The organism is Agromyces larvae, from assembly GCF_022811705.1.
Lineage (GTDB): Bacteria > Actinomycetota > Actinomycetes > Actinomycetales > Microbacteriaceae > Agromyces > Agromyces larvae.
Map to the genome: position 1 here is coordinate 715,470 of NZ_CP094528.1, position 17,999 is coordinate 733,468.

15 protein-coding genes are annotated in these 17,999 nt (G+C 71.5%); 6 read left to right on the top strand and 9 right to left on the bottom strand.

The window, feature by feature from the left end:
• Window positions 1-190: 190 nt before the first annotated feature.
• Entirely contained in the window at window positions 191-3,370 is a 3,180-nt protein-coding gene (locus MTO99_RS03285) for a hypothetical protein (RefSeq protein WP_243556925.1), read from the top strand.
• A 46-nt stretch (window positions 3,371-3,416) separates the two neighbouring features.
• Here the strand turns inward: MTO99_RS03285 and MTO99_RS03290 are convergent, their stop codons facing one another.
• Window positions 3,417-4,052 carry a TetR/AcrR family transcriptional regulator C-terminal domain-containing protein gene (locus MTO99_RS03290; RefSeq protein ID WP_243556927.1) on the bottom strand — a complete coding sequence of 212 codons (636 nt, stop codon included), beginning with the start codon at window positions 4,050-4,052 and terminating at the stop codon, window positions 3,417-3,419.
• 100 nt (window positions 4,053-4,152) lie between these two features.
• On the opposite strand from MTO99_RS03290, the gene MTO99_RS03295 reads away from it, so the two are divergent.
• The gene (locus tag MTO99_RS03295; RefSeq protein WP_243556929.1) at window positions 4,153-4,401 is read left to right on the top strand and encodes a hypothetical protein; all 249 of its coding nucleotides are present in this window, start codon (window positions 4,153-4,155) and stop codon (window positions 4,399-4,401) included.
• Here the strand turns inward: MTO99_RS03295 and MTO99_RS03300 are convergent.
• Window positions 4,389-4,955 carry a methyltransferase family protein gene (locus MTO99_RS03300; protein ID WP_243556930.1) on the bottom strand — a complete coding sequence of 189 codons (567 nt, stop codon included), beginning with the start codon at window positions 4,953-4,955 and terminating at the stop codon, window positions 4,389-4,391. The genes MTO99_RS03295 and MTO99_RS03300 overlap by 13 nt on opposite strands.
• A gap of 109 nt (window positions 4,956-5,064) precedes the next feature.
• Between MTO99_RS03300 and MTO99_RS03305 the strand changes: the two genes are divergently transcribed.
• From MTO99_RS03305 to MTO99_RS03315, 3 genes are all read left to right on the top strand, one after another.
• Window positions 5,065-5,532: a nuclear transport factor 2 family protein gene (locus MTO99_RS03305; RefSeq protein ID WP_243556932.1), complete on the top strand. Its 468-nt coding sequence runs from the start codon at window positions 5,065-5,067 to the stop codon at window positions 5,530-5,532.
• Window positions 5,533-6,096, top strand: coding sequence for a TetR/AcrR family transcriptional regulator (locus MTO99_RS03310; protein WP_243556934.1), 564 nt, complete (start codon window positions 5,533-5,535; stop codon window positions 6,094-6,096). It begins immediately after the preceding gene.
• A gap of 68 nt (window positions 6,097-6,164) precedes the next feature.
• Window positions 6,165-6,722, top strand: coding sequence for a hypothetical protein (locus MTO99_RS03315; RefSeq protein ID WP_243556936.1), 558 nt, complete (start codon window positions 6,165-6,167; stop codon window positions 6,720-6,722).
• 10 nt (window positions 6,723-6,732) lie between these two features.
• Here the strand turns inward: MTO99_RS03315 and MTO99_RS03320 are convergent, their stop codons facing one another.
• Complete coding sequence (locus tag MTO99_RS03320; protein WP_243556938.1) at window positions 6,733-9,732, bottom strand: DUF2207 domain-containing protein; 3,000 nt, start codon at window positions 9,730-9,732, stop codon at window positions 6,733-6,735.
• Window positions 9,733-9,862: 130 nt separating this feature from the next.
• Between MTO99_RS03320 and MTO99_RS03325 the strand changes: the two genes are divergently transcribed.
• Window positions 9,863-10,453, top strand: a complete 591-nt coding sequence (locus MTO99_RS03325) for a uracil-DNA glycosylase family protein (protein ID WP_243556940.1) — start codon at window positions 9,863-9,865, stop codon at window positions 10,451-10,453.
• Window positions 10,454-10,471: 18 nt separating this feature from the next.
• Here MTO99_RS03325 and MTO99_RS03330 read toward each other — a convergent pair whose 3' ends face one another.
• The 6 genes from MTO99_RS03330 to MTO99_RS03355 form a co-directional block, all read right to left on the bottom strand.
• Window positions 10,472-10,990 (bottom strand): flavin reductase family protein, encoded by a 519-nt coding sequence (locus tag MTO99_RS03330; protein ID WP_243556941.1) that lies wholly within the window; start codon window positions 10,988-10,990, stop codon window positions 10,472-10,474.
• A 10-nt stretch (window positions 10,991-11,000) separates the two neighbouring features.
• The gene (locus MTO99_RS03335) at window positions 11,001-13,748 is read right to left on the bottom strand and encodes a glycosyl hydrolase 2 galactose-binding domain-containing protein (protein ID WP_243556943.1); all 2,748 of its coding nucleotides are present in this window, start codon (window positions 13,746-13,748) and stop codon (window positions 11,001-11,003) included.
• Window positions 13,745-14,554 (bottom strand): carbohydrate ABC transporter permease, encoded by an 810-nt coding sequence (locus tag MTO99_RS03340; protein WP_243556945.1) that lies wholly within the window; start codon window positions 14,552-14,554, stop codon window positions 13,745-13,747. The genes MTO99_RS03335 and MTO99_RS03340 overlap by 4 nt, the downstream gene beginning before the upstream one ends.
• A gap of 112 nt (window positions 14,555-14,666) precedes the next feature.
• Complete coding sequence (locus MTO99_RS03345; protein ID WP_243556947.1) at window positions 14,667-15,614, bottom strand: carbohydrate ABC transporter permease; 948 nt, start codon at window positions 15,612-15,614, stop codon at window positions 14,667-14,669.
• A 63-nt stretch (window positions 15,615-15,677) separates the two neighbouring features.
• Complete coding sequence (locus MTO99_RS03350; RefSeq protein ID WP_243556949.1) at window positions 15,678-16,970, bottom strand: ABC transporter substrate-binding protein; 1,293 nt, start codon at window positions 16,968-16,970, stop codon at window positions 15,678-15,680.
• 86 nt (window positions 16,971-17,056) lie between these two features.
• On the bottom strand, window positions 17,057-17,953 hold the full coding sequence (locus MTO99_RS03355; RefSeq protein WP_243556951.1) for a LacI family DNA-binding transcriptional regulator: 897 nt from the start codon (window positions 17,951-17,953) through the stop codon (window positions 17,057-17,059).
• Between the last annotated feature and the right edge of the window lie 46 nt (window positions 17,954-17,999).

The following is a 17,999-nucleotide window of genomic DNA, read 5'->3' on the forward strand; positions in this document are numbered from 1 at the left end:
GTCGGGGGCGCCGCAGCGTCGCACCGGCGGTGCTCGACGCCGCACCGCGGATCCGTCGCCCCCTCGGGCATCGATCGCTGCCCGAACCGCTGCGCGGAAGCTCTGGACGCACCATCCGGTGCGCGCGGAGATGGATGCTCCGGATGACTCGAGGGGGCGTGTGCCGATCCACGAACGAGGCGACCGAAGCGTGAACCGAGCGCGCGCAGCGAAGCCGGTGAAGCGTACGCCCGGCTCGCCGCGCGCGCGGGCGCCGTCCGGTCCGTCCTGGATGCCGCACGCCGACGAACTCCTCGACCTGCAGCGCGACGCGGGCAACCACGCGGTCGCGACGCACCTGCAGCGCGAGCTCGACCCCGACTCGCTCGCCGGTCGGTACGCGCGCGAACCGATCCCGAAGGGCGGGCCCGAGGTTCGCGCGGCGCTCCAGGCTCGCTTTCCGGCTCTGCTGGGCGCGCTCACCGCGGGCCAGCTCGAGCAGTGGCAGCGCGTCGTCGACCACTACACGATCTCCTGGCACATCGACGCGCGAGTCCGACGGCTGTGGGACGACTTCGCGTACTACGGGACCGTGCGCGAGCAGCATCCCGACTACCTGCAGGAACGGAAGCGGCTGCTGCGCGCCGTTCCGCCGAAACCCGACGAACGCCTCGTCGTGGACGTGCGGCTGCTCCTCGCCGACGACGTGCGCCAGCCGCCCGAGTGGGACGTCAAGGCTGAGACCGACTTCCGGCAGTGGGCGGTCGGGCGGATCACGAAGGAGCCGCTCGAACTCAGCCTGCGCCCCGTCCCCGGCGAGGCGCTCGGGCAGCACCCGATGCCCGGCATCGTGCACAAGACCAAGGGCTTCGTGACCGCCGACGACCTGCGCAACGAGTACCCCGAGGAGTACGCCCGGCGGGTCTCGAATCGCGAGGAGCTCGCGAAACTGCGTGAGGCGCTCAAGGAGACGACCGAAGTGTGGCACGAGCTGCGGCCGATGCACGCGGAACGCAGCGCCATCAACGCGAAACGCATCGGGTTCGGTGCCATCCGCCACATCTCCGAAGCACTCGGCGAGGGCAGCGCCTCCTACCCGTCGATAAGGATCTGGGATCATCCGCGTCAGCTCATCGAGCGCGCCTGGCCGCTGCTGCGCGAGCGCAAGTACGAGCTTGTCGTGCCGATCATCGCGATGGCCGAGCAGTCCACCGCCGAAGCGGCCAAGCGCTTCTCCGCGTACGAGAACCGGGTCATGACGGGCGCGGGCACCGCGGTCAAGTGGCTCAACCGGCTGAAGACCGCCGGCAGCATCGCGGCCGGCATCGCCTCGGGCGGGCTGGGGCTCACGGGCTCCGCGCTCGTCGCCGGTGGCTACACCTTCGCGCAGGAGGGCCTGGGACGCGCCGCCGAGATGCACTACGGCCAGCGCACCGGTCTCGGACTCGCGAGCCTCGTGCAGGCGGCGGGCGTGAGCGCCGTCATGACCTACCTCGGCGGTGCGCTCCAAGCCAGATTCCAGGTCGCGATCAAGGCGCGCATCGACCAGATCCCGAACCTCGCCGGCACGAAGCTCGCCGAGCTCACCTCGAGCGCAATGGCCGCCGGCACCTCGTCGGTCTACATCACCGCCACCGAGACCGCCCTGAACGCCATCGTGCAGGGCACCGCGCTGCCGAAGGATGCGAACGCGTTCGCCGACCTGATCGTCGACAACGTCGTGCAGAACGTCGCAATGGACCTCGGCCTCGCCGGCGTCAACAACCGCGTCGCGAAGGAGTACGAGGCATGGCGCAGCGGCGCTCGGAAACCCGCGGTCACGGTGCCTTCGGCGAGCGGCAAGGCGGTCACGAGCGGCGCCGGGCACGCGACATCCGGCGGTGACGCGAAGCGGGCTGGGGCGCCGGGTGCTCGTCTCTCCGACGTCGCCGTGCGGTCGCTCCTCACCGAAGCAGGCGGATGGCGACGGCTCCACGCCGAACTGCTGGGCGGAACCGGTCTCGGCGCGAACCTGCCGCTGCCCGAGCGCCAGGCGCTCATCGCGCGGTTCGAGGCCCACCGGGAGGGGCTCGCGCAGAACGCCGGGACGGTCTTCGGAGGCGAGGTCGTGATCATCGATGCGGGCGCCGGCCGACAGGTCGAGGTGCACTTCACGGGTGATGAGGGGGCACAGCGTGCCCAGCACGCGAGCGAGTACCTCGACGCGAAGTCGCCCGGGTGGGCCACGCAGACCGAGGTGCGGCTCGTGGCCGCACCGGCGTCCACGAGGTCGCCGAAGGCGACGACCGGCGGCCGCGACGTCGACGCCGCAGCATTGGCCGCCCACCTCGGCCCGGAGGCGCGAGCACTCGCAGACCAGTTCGTCGGCCTCTACGACCGCTGGCGCGGGATGGGGCCCGAGGCGCGATTCGACGCGCTGCTCGAGATCGTGAACCGGCCGCTCATCGCAGCCGGCGCGCCGCCGCTGCTGCCCAACCACATCCCGGGCGCGACGCCCGATCAGCTCGGGCGCCACGCGTTCCACGTGTGGGAGCTGCACATCAACCGCGACCTCGTCGCACACCGGCAGCCCACGCCCGAGCAGTTCGCCCAAGCCTGCGACACGATCGCACACGAGGCCCGCCATGCACTGCAGTGGTTCCGCATGGCGCGACTGCACATCGAGCGCGTGCGGCAACCCGGCGAGACCCTCCGGCAGATGCTCGACCGCCTGCCCGACGACCCCTTGCTGCACGGACTCGACCGGCAGGCCGCGAAGGCCGCGCTGGAGGCGCAGACCGGTGGGCGGCAGGCCGAGACGTTCCGCGCCGGCGACCTGACGCACGCCGAGGCGCAGGCGTACTACCAGAGCGTGTACGGTGCAGACCGGGCGGCCCGGGACCGCATCTACGAACGAGTGACGGACCGGGCACGCCAAGTCGGCATCGCGATGCGGCGCCTCGACGTGTTCGAGCGGACCCTCCCGGCGAACGACCCGCGACTCGTCGAGGCACGCGATCGCTACCGCGAGGCGCTCGAACTGCAGGCGCGCACCCACCGCGACTACGAGATGCTCGTGGAGGAGATCGACGCGCGCCGCCACGGGAGGGACGTCGCGGCAGGGGTGCTCGTGGAACTGCGAGCGCTGCAGCGTGCGCGTACGCGCGCCGAGGAGGTGCGCCGGGAGTTCGAGGCTGCCGACCGCAAAGCCGTCAACCTCGCCTACCTGCGCACCGGTCGCGACGAGCGTGCGGCTGCACGCCAGGCGGCGTACCGCCGCTGGGAGTCGGAACTCGCCGAGGTCGTGCGGCTCGAACAGCGCATCGAGGCCCGGGCGGCCGCGGCGGCGAATGCCACGACCGTCGGCGGCGGTACAGGCGGAACGTCCGGCGGCGGGGGACCCGCGCGCTGAGGGGCGCGCGGCGCGGTCGGCGCGGCGCGGTCGGCGCAGCGGAAGGTCAGGACGTCGGGCGTGCGGTCGTCGCCGCGCCGTGGATGATGACATCCAGGCAATCGCGGAACAGGTCGTCGGGCGTGCGACCGTCGTGGAAGTACTCGGCGATGCCCGCGACGACGGTCGGGTGGGCCTCCGCGAAGGCCTCGAGATCGAAGTCGGGTTGCGTGGCGCCGGCAGCGGGCGGGCCGGTCTGCTCCTCCAGGACGTGGCCCACCGTGAAATGCTCCACCGTCAGGACGATGAGCCGGGCCTGCCGCAGCGGAACGTCGCGGGCCACCAGCGTGCTGATCGCGAGTTCGGAGATCGCTGCCATTCTCAGTGAGGATTGCGAGGTCGAGACGATCCGGGCCCCGTCGGGATGGGCCAGGAGTGCGCGACGCAAGCGCTCGGCCACGCCGATCAGCCATTCCTGCCACGCTTCGTCGGGCGCCGGCGGCGCCAGTTCGGGAAACTGCGGTTCGAGGATGGCGTCGGCGATCGCGGTGATCAGGGCCGCCTTGTTCGGCAGATACCAGTAGAGGGTGGGCTGCTGCACGCCGAGCCTGGCTGCGAGTTTGCGCAGGGTCACCCCGTCGAGACCGTCCGCGTCGAGCAAGGCGAGGGCCTCGGTGACGATCTGCTGCGTGTCCAACGCCATCGGCCGTACCTCCATCGGCACTCTATCAACGATTGAGGCTGCGCTCGATCGATGATAGAGTCCCCATCTATCACTGATCGAGAACCGAGGAGGACCGACGATGACCGACACTCGCTCATTCATCGACGCAGTGCACGAAGCGAGCCATCGTGTTCCCGGCGTGCCCGCTCACGCCGACCGGCCGACCGGTCACCAGGGCGAGGTTCGCCACGGCCGCGCGGGGCTCGCGTCGATGGCGACCGGTCGCCGCCGACCCGGCCGCACCTGGAACCACTCGTCGGCTCGGCCGCCTCGCGTGCTGGTCGCCTGGCAGCGACGGATCGCCGCCTTCTTCGGTCAGCAGTCGTGAGGCGGATCGCGGTGGGCGCACGGTTCGGGAGTCGCCCGCACGAGGTCACGGCCGCCACGGCGTGAGCCGCGGGCGCCTCCCGGGACGTTGCGCCGGTACTCGAGATACTGCTCGCCGTAGGTGCGAGTGAGGGTGGGCTCCTCGTACCCCTTGACGAACGCGACGACGGCGGCGAGCGCGATCGCTGCGTAGAGGACGAGCCACCAGCTGCCGAACAGCAGGGCTTGACCCAGGATGATCGCGAGCACCGCCAGGTACATCGGATTGCGCACGAAGCGGTAGACCCCCGTCACCACGAGCGTCTCGGTCGGTGCGACCGGGGCCGGGGTGCCGCGGTGCACTGCGAACAGCGCGAACGCGAACAGCAGGCAGGCGGCCCCGACGCCGATCGCGAGCCAGGCGACCGGCACGACGACCCATGCTGCACCGCCCCAGTCGTGCCACTGCCACCGCGTGATGAGCCACGGGATGAGGCCGGCCACCACACCGGGCGCGAGCAGGAGGAAGACGATCGTCCCGATCCACGCACGTGCGGCGGAGGCTGCGCCGGCCATGCGGGACAGGATAGCCCCTCGTGCGATCCGGGCACCCGAGCATCCGGGGCATCCGCGCGCTGTACTGATCGGTATAGTCTGTACCGATCAGTACACGAAAGGAATCGGTATGACCAAACCGCCCGTCCCGCCGTTCACCCGCGATTCCGCGATCGAGAAGGTTCGTCTCGCCGAGGACGCGTGGAACACCCGCGACCCCGAACGGGTCGCCCTCGCGTACACGCAGGACAGCCGGTGGCGCAACCGGTCCACCTTTCTGCAGGGGCGCGCGCAGATCGTCGACTTCCTCCGCGCCAAGTGGGAGCGCGAGCACGAGTATCGGCTGATCAAAGAACTGTGGGCGCACGGCTCCGACCGGATCGCCGTGCGGTTCGCCTACGAATGGCGCTCCGCGGCAGGGCAGTGGTTCCGTGCCTACGGCAACGAGAACTGGCGCTTCGACGACGAGGGACTGATGGCCGAGCGGCACGCCAGCATCAACGACGTCGCCATCGACGAATCCGAGCGCAGGTTCTTCTGGGACCGATCCGCGCCTCGCCCCGCCGAGCATCCCGGCCTCAGCGAACTGGGGCTGTGAGTGACCCGTCAGATCACCGAACGCGCGGACCTGGTGCTCGCCCTCGCCGACACCTTCCGACGGCACGGCTTCGAAGGTGCGAGCCTCGCCACGATGAGCGCCGAGACCGGGCTCGGCAAGGGCAGCCTCTACCACTTCTTCCCCGGCGGGAAAGAGGAGATGGCCGCCGTCGTGCTCGACGAGGTGCACGGCTGGTTCTCCCGGGAGGTGCACGGCCCACTGACCTCCGGCGGCGACCCCGGACAGCAGATCGCCGCCATGTTCGTCGCGACGGCACGGTACTTCGGATCCCGCCAGCTCGTCTGCCTGTTCGGCGCGTTCGCACTCGGGCGGGAACGCGAACGGTTCGCGCAGTCGATTCGACGCTTCTTCGACGAGTGGATCGTCGCGCTGCGGGGGGCGCTCGAACGCCTCGGGCGGTCGCCCGATCGTGCGGAGACGATCGCGATCGACGTCGTCTCCGGCATCCAGGGGGCCCTCGTCGTCGCCCGGGCGCTCCAGGACGAGCAGGTCTTCCTCGACGCGCTCGAGCGTCTGCAGGCGACGGCGCTGAGCGACGCCTGACCGGGTGATCGCGCTCGCCGGCACGCATGGGACTACCGCGTTCGCGGTGAGCAGTCCATGCTCGGAGGGTGAGCACCGAACTCGTCTACATCGCCGCCGCACTGCTCGGCGCGGTCGTGGGCGGCTTCATCACGATGGGGGTCTCGGCCAGAAGTGCGCGCCGCGAACGCCGTGCTCGCTACGGCGAGGCGCTGCTGTCCGCCCTGAACGCAGCGCACCGCACCATCGTCGCGCGTCTCGCGCACCCCGCCGCGGGCGGCGGAGCGCACCCCGCCGCACGCGACGAGGCCCTGGCGATCTGGATCCAGACGGAGTTGGCCGCGACGATGGAGCTGCCGCGGGGCCGGCGGTCGATGCAGCAATGGGGTGCGCAGTTCTACGAATGGCTCTCCGACACCGCCGACGACGACCTCGCCTGGCTCGACCATCGGCTCGACCTGGGCACGTACCTCGTCATCGCCTGGATCGCCGGGTACGCGAAGGGGCGCGACTTCGCGCTGTCCGCAGACGAGGTCGAGGGCCGATTCGCACCTCGGTTCCGCCAGGGCGATTTCGCGGAGGCGATCGCGCGCGAGCGCCCCGAGCAGCCCGACCGCCGCGACCGCCCCGACCGCCGCGAGCGCTGAGTCCCGCGACTCATCGCTTCGCCTTGCGTCGCCGTCGCGTCGCGATGAGCGCCCACACGGCGAGCACCACGGCGCCCAGCGTCGGATAGCCGAGCGCGGGCAGCACGGGGTGGTCGGGCACCATGTCGCCGCACAGCCAGAAGAACAGGATCGTCGAGGCCAGCGCCGCCGCCGGTGCGAACCACCGCACCAGGTCGCGTCGGGGGCCGGGCCGGGTGGCCCATGGCCGTTTGCGACCGAGGATTCCGGCACCCGCCACGACGATCGCGAGCAACGCGATGGTCAGGTTCGTCGCGAAGGGGAGCGATTCGCGCGTCGCCGCCGCTCGACGTGCCTCGTCAGACGGCCCGACGAAGGTCGCCTGCGGGAAGTCGAACGCGACGCCGAGGTCGCCGACGGTGAGCACGAACGGGTAGCCGGAGTCGCTGTCGTGCAGGTCGAGGGCGTACGAGCGGACGCCGTCCGTGACATCCGCCGATTCCGCGGTTCCGGCGTCCTGGGTGGGGTCCACTTCGTCGGCGAGGGAGCCGAACGGGACGATCGCCTCGGCCCAATCACGCGGATGCTCGCCCGTGCGCGTGTCGCGGGTGATCCAACCCGCTGCGGTCGCGAGCTCGGCGAGTTCGTCCGACAGCCGGAACTCGATGCGCAGCGGCTCGATCGGGTGAACCCGTGTCGGGAACAGCTGCGCGGACTCCCAGCCGTCCATGAGCGCAACCCACCGCACCCGCTCGACGACGTCGCCGTCGCGATTCACGGTCGCCACCGCAGCGGACGCGATGGTGTACTCGACGTCCACGTCGAAGGTGCCCGACAGGGCATCGGCCATCGTCGTGCGCATGAGCAGGGTGTCGCGATCCTGCTCGGTGACGAACGGCACCGCATCGCCGTCGATGCGCACGGAATCCACGCGCACGTCGAGCTGCTGGCCGTCGACGACGTTGCGCCACTGATCGGCCAGCTGGGGCACGCGCGAGCTGGAGTCGTCGAAGACGACGCTCATCCGTTGGGTGACGCGGATCTCGGCGCGACCGTCGGCGGTGCGGGCGAGTTCGGCGGTGAGTTCGGCCGACTCGGCCTCGACCCAGAGCGACCCGGGGACTTCGCCGTCGTAGGCGCGATACGTGAGGCCGCGCTCGTAGGGATTCGGCACGGTCGTCGCCATCACGATCGCGGCGGGGACGAGCACTACGGATGCTCCGATCACGAGCAGTCTCGTCCACGTGAGGTACGCGGGGGTGCGCCAGCTGCGCATCCGCTCGCGCGCGTCGGCGGTGCCCTCGAACTCGGCGTCGAGCATCGCGGTCACCCGCCTGCCCGCCTCACGCGCCGGCGGGACGAGCACGGCGTAGGGGAGCACAGGATCGCGCGACGGGCCGCGGTCGAGCAGCCGGGTCCGCTCGGCGAACAGGCCGATGCCGAGCAGGTGCTGCTTGAGCAGGGCGCCCCGACGGGTGAGCGGGCGGGTCGTCCACGCGATCCAGACGATGATCGCGGCGATCACCGTCGAGACGATCACGAAGGCGGTCGGCCACCAGACGACCGCGACCTTCGCCTGATGGGAGAGCTGGCGCACGACGCCCCACTGCACGAGGACGAGCGCCGGCGGTGCCGCGAGGAACAGATCGCGAACGAAGCCGCGCGGCACCCGTCGCCACCCCTGGTCGATCTGGGCGCGCCGCGCGCCCGCCGACCAGTAGCGGGCGAGCGCATGCGGCAGATCCCCGAAGCGCCCGGTGCGTCGCGCCGCACGCGCGGCCTCGAGGCGCTGGTCGATCCACGCGGATCCGGGCCCGCGCCGCGGGATCGCCGCGAGCGCGTCGGCGAGGCCGACCGCCAGCGGGGCGCCGAGCACGTGTGCCGCCGCAGCCGGCGGCGCAGCGGGCGGTTCGTGTCGCGGCACGATCCACGGCCGCCCGTGGGCGTCGCCCCACGCGACCGCGCGCGCCGCGAGGGCGAGCAGCAGCACGAGGGCGAGGAACGCGAGCGGAATCAGCGGACCGAACGACTGCACGATGAAGATCGGCGACGGTCCGGGCATCGTGAAGGTGCCGTGCTCGAACGACATCGTGAACCAGGCGTTCGCATGCGGCGGGATGTTCTGGTCGTTGGTCAGCCGGTACCGCATCGTGCCGGCCGGGCTGTCGTCCTCGGGGTGCAGCCATTCGCCCGCGACGAGCAGCGGCGTCCAGGCGAGGCTTCCCCGCGGCTGGCGGATCAGCCGGTCGTCGATGTCCTCGGGCAAGGTCACGCTCACGTCGAGTCCCGAGAACGCCTGCGGCCAGGACGGACCGAACACGTCCCACTCGAGGAGGTCGACGCGTTGGCCCGTCGCCGCGTCGACGGCCTCGTACGCCAGGTCGCGCAGTTCGTATCGCAGCACGAACTCGTGATCGCCGTCGAGCCGTTCGCCGGCATCGAGGGTCAGGGTGAGCCGGGTCGCGCTCGCCGACTCGTCGACCTCGACGGGGCGGCCGTCGAGGCTCGCCGTGATCGCCGCCGGTTCGAGTGCGTGCCCCTGGTACTCGGTGGCGAGCACCCGACGGATGCCGGTCAGATCGACGTCGTCGGGGAAGTGGGCGCTGATCCGCTCCTCGACCGAGGCGCGGAGCGTGCCGTCGTCGTCACGCGTGATCTCGTAGTCCGCTGCGAATTCGCGGGCGATCCAGTCCTCGGTGGCGGTCGACGCCGACGAGGTGATGTCCTCGATGGTCAGCGGCGGGTTGATCACCTGCCCGATGAGCAGCACGACGCCGGTCGCCGCGACGAAGCCCCAGAAGACGCGGATCCCGATGCGCAGGGGCGTGCCGCCGTGCGAGCGCAGCCATGCTTCGAGGCGCACCAGCCATCGCGAGAGCAGCGCCCAGAGCGGCGTGTGCCGAGGGCGCTCGTCGGGAATCGCGTCGGGCGGCGCCGATTCGGCGTCGGCAGCGTCGAGGTCGTCGAGGTCGTCGATGCCGTCTGTGGGGACGCGCGCGGGAACCTCGTCGTTCGGGTGGCGGGGACTCACCCGTCCGAGTCTAGGTCGGGCGTCGAGGCGGGCAGGGGCCGACGTCATCCGTGGAAACGGGCTCGTTCGCCTCCGGTCGGGCCCGGTTCGGCGCGAGCCTCGTACGCTGCGCGCCCGGTACGCTGCGGGCATGCGCCTCAGCGACCCGTTCGACCGGTTGCGCGACGAGATCGCCGCCGATCCCGCGAACGCCGAGTACACGGCCAGGGGATGGCGCCCGCTCATCGCCGGCTCGCCCGAGTCCCGGGTGCTCGTCATGAGCCAGGCGCCCGGACGGCGCGCACAGGAGAGCGGTATTCCGTTCAACGACGCGAGCGGCGCCCGCCTGCTGCGATGGCTCGGCGTGGACCGCGACGTCTTCGACGATCCCGCCGCGTTCGCGATCGTGCCCACGGACTTCTACTACCCGGGCAAAGGCCCCTCGGGCGATCTGCCCCCGCGCCGCGGCGTCGCGCAGGCGTGGCATCCGCGCATCCTCGCCGAACTGCGGCCCCGCCTGACCGTGCTCGTGGGCGCCTTCGCCCAGCGCGAGCGCCTCGGCGACCGACGGCACGCGACCCTCACCGACACGGTGCGCGCCTGGCGCGACTACACGCCGGAGGTCGTGCCGATCGTGCACCCCTCGCCGCTGAACGTCGGCTGGCATCAGCGCAACCCGTGGTTCGAAGCCGAACTCGTGCCCGAGCTGCAGCGGCTCGTCGCGCTCGCCCTCGAGCGCTGACGCCGACCCCGGGCCTGGTCAGCCCGGCTGCGTCGGCGCGGCCGGGCCGGCCGCGTCTCCGCCGACGGCGTGGAAGCCCAGATCGTGCCAGACGAGCGCCGGCGCGGGCGGACCGAGCCGCACCTCGACGACCTCGGCGACGACGAGCGTCGAGCTGCCGACCGGCAGCATGTGCGTGGGGATCGCGCGCAGCGCGGCGCGCGCGTCGGGCAGGTACGGCTCACCGGTCGGCAGGCGCAGCCAGGGTTGATCGGCGGTGAACCGGGGCCCGCCCGACGTGGCGAACGACCGGGCGAGCTCCTCGTGCTGGATGCCGAGGAAGTGCACCACCAGCGAGGGGGCGCCCAGCAGCGCACCGGCCGTGCCGGTCGCGCGCGTCACCGAGAACACCAGCGACGTCGGGTCGAGCGCGACGGATGCCACACTCGAGGCCGTGAGCCCCACCGGACCGGTCGCGGTCGCCGCCGTCACGAGGGCGATGCCCGCGGGATGGGTGCGGAACGCCGTCTTGAAGTCGGCGACGAGGTCATCGGCCATGCCGTCAACGCTACGCGCTCACGGCCGTCCAGCCGGCTCCCCTGTGCAGCAGATCGTTCGCAGAGCGCATGGCGGCCCGCACTGCGTCGATGGACGGCACGACCTCGATCGCGACTGCGTCGCGACGGTCGACCCGCAGCTCGCAGACCTCGCCGGGCAACAGGGTCTGCAGCATCCGATCCACGCGCAGGAGCGCCGGCGGCACGCCCAGCTCGTCGCCCAGCAGGTCGGCGAGCAGTGAGACATCCCGGATCACGCTCCCGGCGGCCACGCGCACCACGAGCGCCCCGCGATCGAGCCGAATGTCGACGTCGAACCGCGCCGGCGGCAGCCGGAGCTCGCGGTCGGGGCGGTTCGCCCACACCGACCGGCCGTACGGCGAGTCGACGATGAGCAGATCGCCGGCGGGATCCTCGCCCGCCGACAGGCTCGGGGTCAGTGGCAGGCGGGCGATGCCGTCGAAGGCGATGTCGACCTCGAACTCGCTCGACGCGCGCGCGATGCCGTCGTCGAGGCTCACTCGGCGTATCCGCACCGGAACCGTGCGGGCGTCGGGCGCGTCGCCGACGACGACGAGCTCGAGCCCCGCCGAACCCGACGGGTCGAGCGGTCCGCCGGGGGCGATGGGCTGCACCGTGACGAGCACGTCGGCGAACGACTGCCGCAGCGCGTGCCACAGCGGCTTCTCGACGCCATCGCCGTCGACCGCCGACCAGCTGAGCACCGGCCAGCAGTCGTTCAGCTGCCAGACGATGACGCCCGAGGAACGCTCGCGGCTGCGCAGCCACTCGACTCCCGCCGAGACGGCGCGCGCCTGCACGAGCTGGGTTGCGTAGTGCCAGGCCTCGGGAGCGGTCGGCACCGGGAAATGCGGCTGGAGCCCGCGCGCGAGCTTGTGGGCTCCGCCGATGGCGCGCAGGTGGTGGGCGACCTGCGGGTTCTCAGGCAGTAGCGGACCGTCGGGCACGGCCCGGCGCAGCGTCGTCCATGCGGGCGCGCCGCACCAGCCCATCTCGGAGACGAACACGGGGTCGTGCCGCCGGTACCCCGCGTAGTCGACCTCGTTCCACTCGTCCCACAGATGCGAGGGGCCGCGCTCGGGGTCGTTCGGGTCGACCTCGAGCGAGCCGCCCCATGGGCTGTTCGCCACGTACGGCCTGGTCGGATCGAGCGCGGCGACGAGGCGGGGCAGCAGCTCGGTGTAATAGCCGGCGCCCCACGGCCGATTGCCGATGATGCCGGGCCACCCCCAGCCGTGCCAGCCCATGACGGCCTCGTTGCCACCGCACCAGACGGCCACGCTCGGATGACTCGACAGCCGCTCGATCGCCTGCTCGGCCTCGCGGCGCACCAGGTCGGCGACGTCGTCGTCCTCGCGGTACGCCGCGCACGCGAAGAGGAAGTCCTGCCAGACCAGCAGTCCGCGGGCATCGCAGCCGTCCAGGAACTCCTCGCTCGCGAAGACCCCGCCGCCCCAGACCCGCAACAGGTTCGCCCCGCCCGAGCGGGCCTGGTCGAGCCGCGCGGCGAGTCTGGCAGGGGTGACCTCGGCGTCGAACGGGTCGTCGGGGATCCAGTTGTATCCGCGCACGCGGACCCGTCGGCCGTTGACGATCAGCGCCCAGCGGCCGGGGCGGTCGTCGATCTCGATCGACCGCATGCCGATGCGCCGCTCCCACGCGTCGACGACGTCGCCGTGGTGCAGCAGCCGAACGGCGAGCCGGTAGCGCGATTGCGCCCCCAGGCCCGCCGGCCACCACAGCTCGGGTGCATCGACGACGAGGTCGAGCCGCTGCTCGCCGGCATCACCCGGCCGCGTGCCAGACCCGGCGCCACCGGTGCCACCGGCATCGTCGACGTTCCGCGCCACGCGCACGGCCGACTGCGCCGCCACCCGTCCATCGGGCGCGAGCAGCACGGCCTCGATGCGGTCGGCCGCCTCGGCGTCGTCGAGGTCGAGACGCACGACGACCTCGACCGCGGCCGAGCGCAGGTCGTCGGCCACGTGCACGAGGGGCCGGACGCCCGCGATGCGCGCACGGAAGCGTTCGAGCGCGATCGGCCGCCAGATACCGGCCGTCACGTGGTGGGGGCCCCAGTCCCACCCGAAGTTGCACGCCGACTTGCGCACGTGCGGGTACGGCTCGTCGTAGGGGCTCGGCAGCGCTCCCCGCTCCCGCTCGTCGGCGTGGGCGGCGGCCCATGCCGAGTCGAACCGCACCGACAGCGTGTTCACGCCCTCCCGCAGCACGTCGTCGACCCGGAACCGGTATGAGAGGTGCTGGTCGGCCGTCCGCGCGATCGGGTGATCGTTCACGCGCACCTCGGCGAATGTGTCGAGGCCGTCGGCGACGAGCTCGGTGCGGTCGCCGGGCCGAGGCCGCCAGTCGAACTCGCGCCGGTACTCCCACGTCGAGTGCCCGACCCAGGTCTGATCATGCTCGCCGAACCCGATGTCGGGGTCCGGGATGAGCCCCGCGCGCAGCAGGTCGAGGTGCACCTGTCCGGGCACGACCGCCGGGATGTCCGCCGGCAGCGCCGGAGCGGCGGCGAGGGCGGGATGGGCGACGGCGGGATGCGCGGCAGCGCCCGTCGCTCCGGGCCCGGCGAGCTCGTCGGGCCCGATGCGGCGGAGCACCCAGTCGCCGCCGAGATCGACGTGCTCGACGGCCGCGACGCGTGCGACCGGATCGGGCTGCACGAGGTCGACGGGTCGGGTCTCGGTCAGGTTCGGGTCGGTCATGCTGGTCTCGGTCATCCCTTCAGTGCTCCAGCGGTGAGGGCCTCCTGCATGCGCTTCTGCAGCACTGCGTAGGCGAGGTAGACCGGCAGCAGGGTGATCACGGTGCCGGCCGCGAGCACGCCGAACCGGGTCGAGTCCGAGACGAGGGTCGGCAGGGCGACCTGGACGGTCCGGATCGCGGGGGAGGTGCCCGTGATGGTGAGCGAGAACAGGTACTCGTTCCAGAAGGTCAGCACCTGCAGGATCGTGACGCTCACGATGCCCGGCATGCTCAGCGGGATGAAGATGCGCCGCAGGATCGACCACTGCCCGGCGCCGTCGATCGCGGCGGCTTCGACGAGCTCGTGCGGCACGGTGCGCATGAACTGGGTGAGCAGCAGCACCGACAGCGGCAGCGCGCTGGCGGGCAGGAACAGCATCTGGAACTCGCGGGTGTAGAACAGCCCGAGCTGGATGGCGAGGATCACGGTGGGGATGAGCGCGGCGAACGGGGGGATGAGGAACCCCGCCGAGAACGTGCCGGTCACTGCGCGCGCCAGGCGGCTGTCGCTGCGGGCCAGGGCGTACGCCGCCGGGATCGCGAGCACGAGGGTGAGGATCACCGCGACGCCCGAGACGAGCACCGAGTTCCACAGCGCGGTGCCGAGTTCGGCGCGATCCCACGCCTGCGCGAAGTTCTCCCAGAAGAACGTGGTGGGCAGGCCGAACGGATCGGTGAAGATCGCCACGTTGTTCTTGAGCGAGCTCACCACCAGGTAGTACAGCGGGATCGCGAGGATGAGCGCGTAGATCCAGGCGAGCGTCGTCGCGATCGGTCCCATGCTGGTGGGTGCGGGCAGTCGGCGCCGCCGCCGGGGACGACTGGCCGTCGTGGTCGCGCCGACGGCGGCGGCCGGCGTAGTCGAAGGTGTTGCGGTCACGGCTTCGTTCCGTTCAGTTCTTGGTGCGCAGCACGCGCCGGATGAGCAGCATGCCGAGGATGCCGAGGGCGAGGAGGATGAGCCCGACCGCCTGGCTGTAGCCGAGGTCGCGCTGCGAGAAGGCCTTCGCGTACACGAGGTACGAGAGCGTGGTGCTGGAGGTGCCCGGGCCGCCGTTGGTGAGCAGCAGGATGAGCGCGGCCGAGGTGAACAGCGTCCAGAGGAACTGCAGCATCGTGAGGGTGGCGAAGTAGTCCTTCACCATCGGAAACGCGATCTGCCAGATCTTGCGTGTGCGTCCCGCGCCGTCGAGATCGGCCGCCTCGAGCACCTCGTGCGGCAGGCTCGCGAGCCGGGCTGCGAACAGCACGGCGGTCCATCCGACGCCCGACCACAGGTCGATGAAGATGATCGACCCGAGCGCGGTGTCGGGGTTCGCCAGCCACGCGGTCGTCAGTCCCTCGAGCCCGATCGCGTCGAGCAGGCCGTTGAGCCCGCCGGTCGGCGACAGTACGCCGTAGAAGACCATGGCCTTGATCGAGATCGAGATGAGGCCAGGGGTGAAGAACAGCACGCTCAGCACCCGATGGCCGCGCGGCTTCGAGTTCAGGAAGTACCCGAGCAGGAACGCGAGCGGCATCATCAGCGGGATCGCGATGACCACCTGGACGGCGCTGTTGCGCAGCGCGTCGAAGAAGGTCGGGTCGGTGAAGACGCGGGCGAAGTTGTCGAGCCCGGCGAAGCTCGGCGTGTAGATGAGACCGCGCCAGTCGAGGAACGCGATCACGAACATGCCGGCGAGCGGGCCGACGGTGAAGAACAGGAACCACGCCAGTGCGGGGGCGGAGAGCCAGAGCAGGCCGCTGCGCCGCCGTCCGGGCGACGGGCTCGGCGCTGGCGAGGGCTCGGCGGGCGCGGCGCGGCCGGCAGGGCGGCGCGGGCGCACGGATGTTTCGATCACAGCAGTCCTTTCGCGGTGCGCGGGGCCGGATGTGCCGACCCCGCGCACCGCGGTCTCAATGGGTCAGAGCGTCGCCTGGTCGAGGCCGCCGCAGATCTCCTGCGCGTCGCCGCCGCCGTACGCCTTCGTGATGACCTGGATCAGCGGGTCGGACGAGGCGCCGATCCAGACGTCGGGGAGCACCGCGTAGTCGACGGAGTCGCCGAGGTCGAGTGCCTGCTGCAGCAGCGGATTCTTCGCCTCGGCGGCGAAGTCGCCGATCACCGGGGTCACGTTGTTGCCGTTCTCGACGAAGTCGGCGACGGCGTCGTCGCTGTAGAACGCCGCGATGAGCTGGCGCACCAGGTCGACGCGGTTCTCGGAGGCGCCCTGCTGGGTCACCATGAAGCCGACGCCGGTGAAGCCTTGGAACGCCGTCGGGGCGCCGAACTCGCCGTCGCTCGGCACGGCGAGCCCGCCGAGCACGGTGCTGCCCTCGATGCCGGTGCCCGACTCGAGCGCCGGGGCGAACGCCCACGAGCCGGCGGGCATCGCGGCGGCCTCGCCGGCGAAGTACGTGGCGTACATGTCGTCGGCCGTGTAGCCGGCCACGTCGTCGACGAACACGCCGGCGTCGCGCAGCTCGGTGAACAGCTCGATGCCCTTCACGATGTCGTCGGTTTCGCAGTAGCCGCCCTCGCTCATGACCTGCTTGGTGGTGTCGGCGTCGGCGTACGACTGGATGATCTGGTAGAAGAGCTTCTGCCCGGACCAATCGTTGCCGCCCACGATGAGCGGGGGGACCCCGGCCGCGCGCAGCGACGCTGCGGCGTCGATGAGGTCGTCGGTGGTCGTCGGGATCTCGTCGACGCCGGCCTTCGCGAGCAGGTCGGTGTTGTACCAGAGCGGCCAGTTGAAGCCGCTGTAGGGCAGGCCCTGCAACTCGCCTGCCGGGTCGCCGCCGACGCGCCACTCGTCGAGCGCGCTCGGCTGGATGCGGTCGGCCAGACCCCACTCGGCGAGCTGGTCGTCGAGCGGCACGGTGACGCCGGCGTCGAGCCATCCGAGGGTCTTGTCGTAGAGGTTCACGATCACGAGGTCGGGGGACTTGCCGGCCGCGACGGCCGTCTCGACCTGGTCGTCGATGTTCTCGAGTCCGTCGGTGAACTCCACCTTGATCCCGGTGTCCTCGGTGAAGGCGTCGAACACGCGCTGCTGGATCTCGGCCTCCGCGCTACCGGCGGCCCAGCGGGTCACGACCGAGATCGTGTCGGACGACTGGCCGCCGCCGCTCGGTCCGGCGCAGCCGGTGAGGACGAGGGCCGGAACGGCGGCGGCCGCGATCAGCGCGCCCGCTCTGGTCCTGCGGTGATTCATTGGGGGCTCCTTTGCTCGAAAGCGAATCCCCAACAGGATGTCCGACGTTTGGTCGGATGTCAACGATTTAGATAATTAATTTATGTTTAAGGTCCGGATGTCTCGTCGCCGCCGACATCCGCATCGGATCCGTCATCGATCGCGGACGGAATCGGGGGCGAGGCGGTCGAGCCGCGCGCCACGAACTCGGCGACCGGTGCGCGCACCACTCGCGCGGGCTCGCCGTCGATCGCCTCGAGCGCGACCTCGGCGATCAGCTCGCCGATCGTCTGCACGTCGTGGCTCATCGCCGACAGCGGCGGGCTCGACAGCTGGCAGAGCGGCGAATCGTCCCAGGCGACGATCGAGAGCTGCGCGGGCACCTCGACGCCGAGCTCCCGCGCCGCCGCGAGGGCGCCGATGGCCATCAGGTCGTTGTCGGCGACGATCGCGGTCGGCGGCTGCTCGTCGCGGAGCAGCTCGAGCGCCAACTCCCGTCCGCTGCGCTCGGAGTAATCGCCCTCACGGGCGACGGCCTCGGCGCCGGCCGCCCGGGCCGCGCGCTCGAACGCGGCGAGCCGCAGCCGGGTGTGCGCCATCCTGCCCGGGCCGGTGAGTTGTGCCAGCCGGCGATGGCCGAGCCGGAGCATCGCGTCGACCGCGGCGTCCATCACCAGGTCGTCCTGCGACCAGACCGTCGACAGGCCGGCGGCGGTGTCGGGGTCGCCGCTCACCACGGCCGGTATGGCGAGCTCGCGCACGAGGGCGACCGCAGCGTCGTCGGGCTCGAGGTCCATCAGGATCACGGCGTCGACCAGGCCGTCGGCCGACCAGCGCCGGATGGTGTCGGCCACGCCGGACGGCGAAGAGACGATCCGCAGCAGGAGCGAGGCCGAGCGCGGCAGCAGCACCCGCTCGATGCCGGCGATGAGCTCGTGCATGTACGGCTCGGCACCCAGCACCTCGGCGGGTTTGGCCAGGGCGAATCCGACCGTCTGCTGCACTGCGACCTCCCGCTGGTCATCGCCGAGTCCTGGTGAACTAACCTAC

Bases quoted from the DNA above. Each gene is read 5' to 3' on its own strand.
- MTO99_RS03290 (WP_243556927.1), bottom strand. From the start codon at position 4,052: ATGGCGTTGGACACGCAGCAGATCGTCACCGAGGCCCTCGCCTTGCTC.
- MTO99_RS03325 (WP_243556940.1), top strand. From the start codon at position 9,863: ATGCGCCTCAGCGACCCGTTCGACCGGTTGCGCGACGAGATCGCCGCC.
- MTO99_RS03335 (WP_243556943.1), bottom strand. From the start codon at position 13,748: ATGACCGAGACCAGCATGACCGACCCGAACCTGACCGAGACCCGACCC.
- MTO99_RS03305 (WP_243556932.1), top strand. From the start codon at position 5,065: ATGACCAAACCGCCCGTCCCGCCGTTCACCCGCGATTCCGCGATCGAG.
- MTO99_RS03350 (WP_243556949.1), bottom strand. From the start codon at position 16,970: ATGAATCACCGCAGGACCAGAGCGGGCGCGCTGATCGCGGCCGCCGCC.
- MTO99_RS03300 (WP_243556930.1), bottom strand. From the start codon at position 4,955: ATGGCCGGCGCAGCCTCCGCCGCACGTGCGTGGATCGGGACGATCGTC.
- MTO99_RS03340 (WP_243556945.1), bottom strand. From the start codon at position 14,554: ATGGGACCGATCGCGACGACGCTCGCCTGGATCTACGCGCTCATCCTC.
- MTO99_RS03295 (WP_243556929.1), top strand. From the start codon at position 4,153: ATGACCGACACTCGCTCATTCATCGACGCAGTGCACGAAGCGAGCCAT.
- MTO99_RS03330 (WP_243556941.1), bottom strand. From the start codon at position 10,990: ATGGCCGATGACCTCGTCGCCGACTTCAAGACGGCGTTCCGCACCCAT.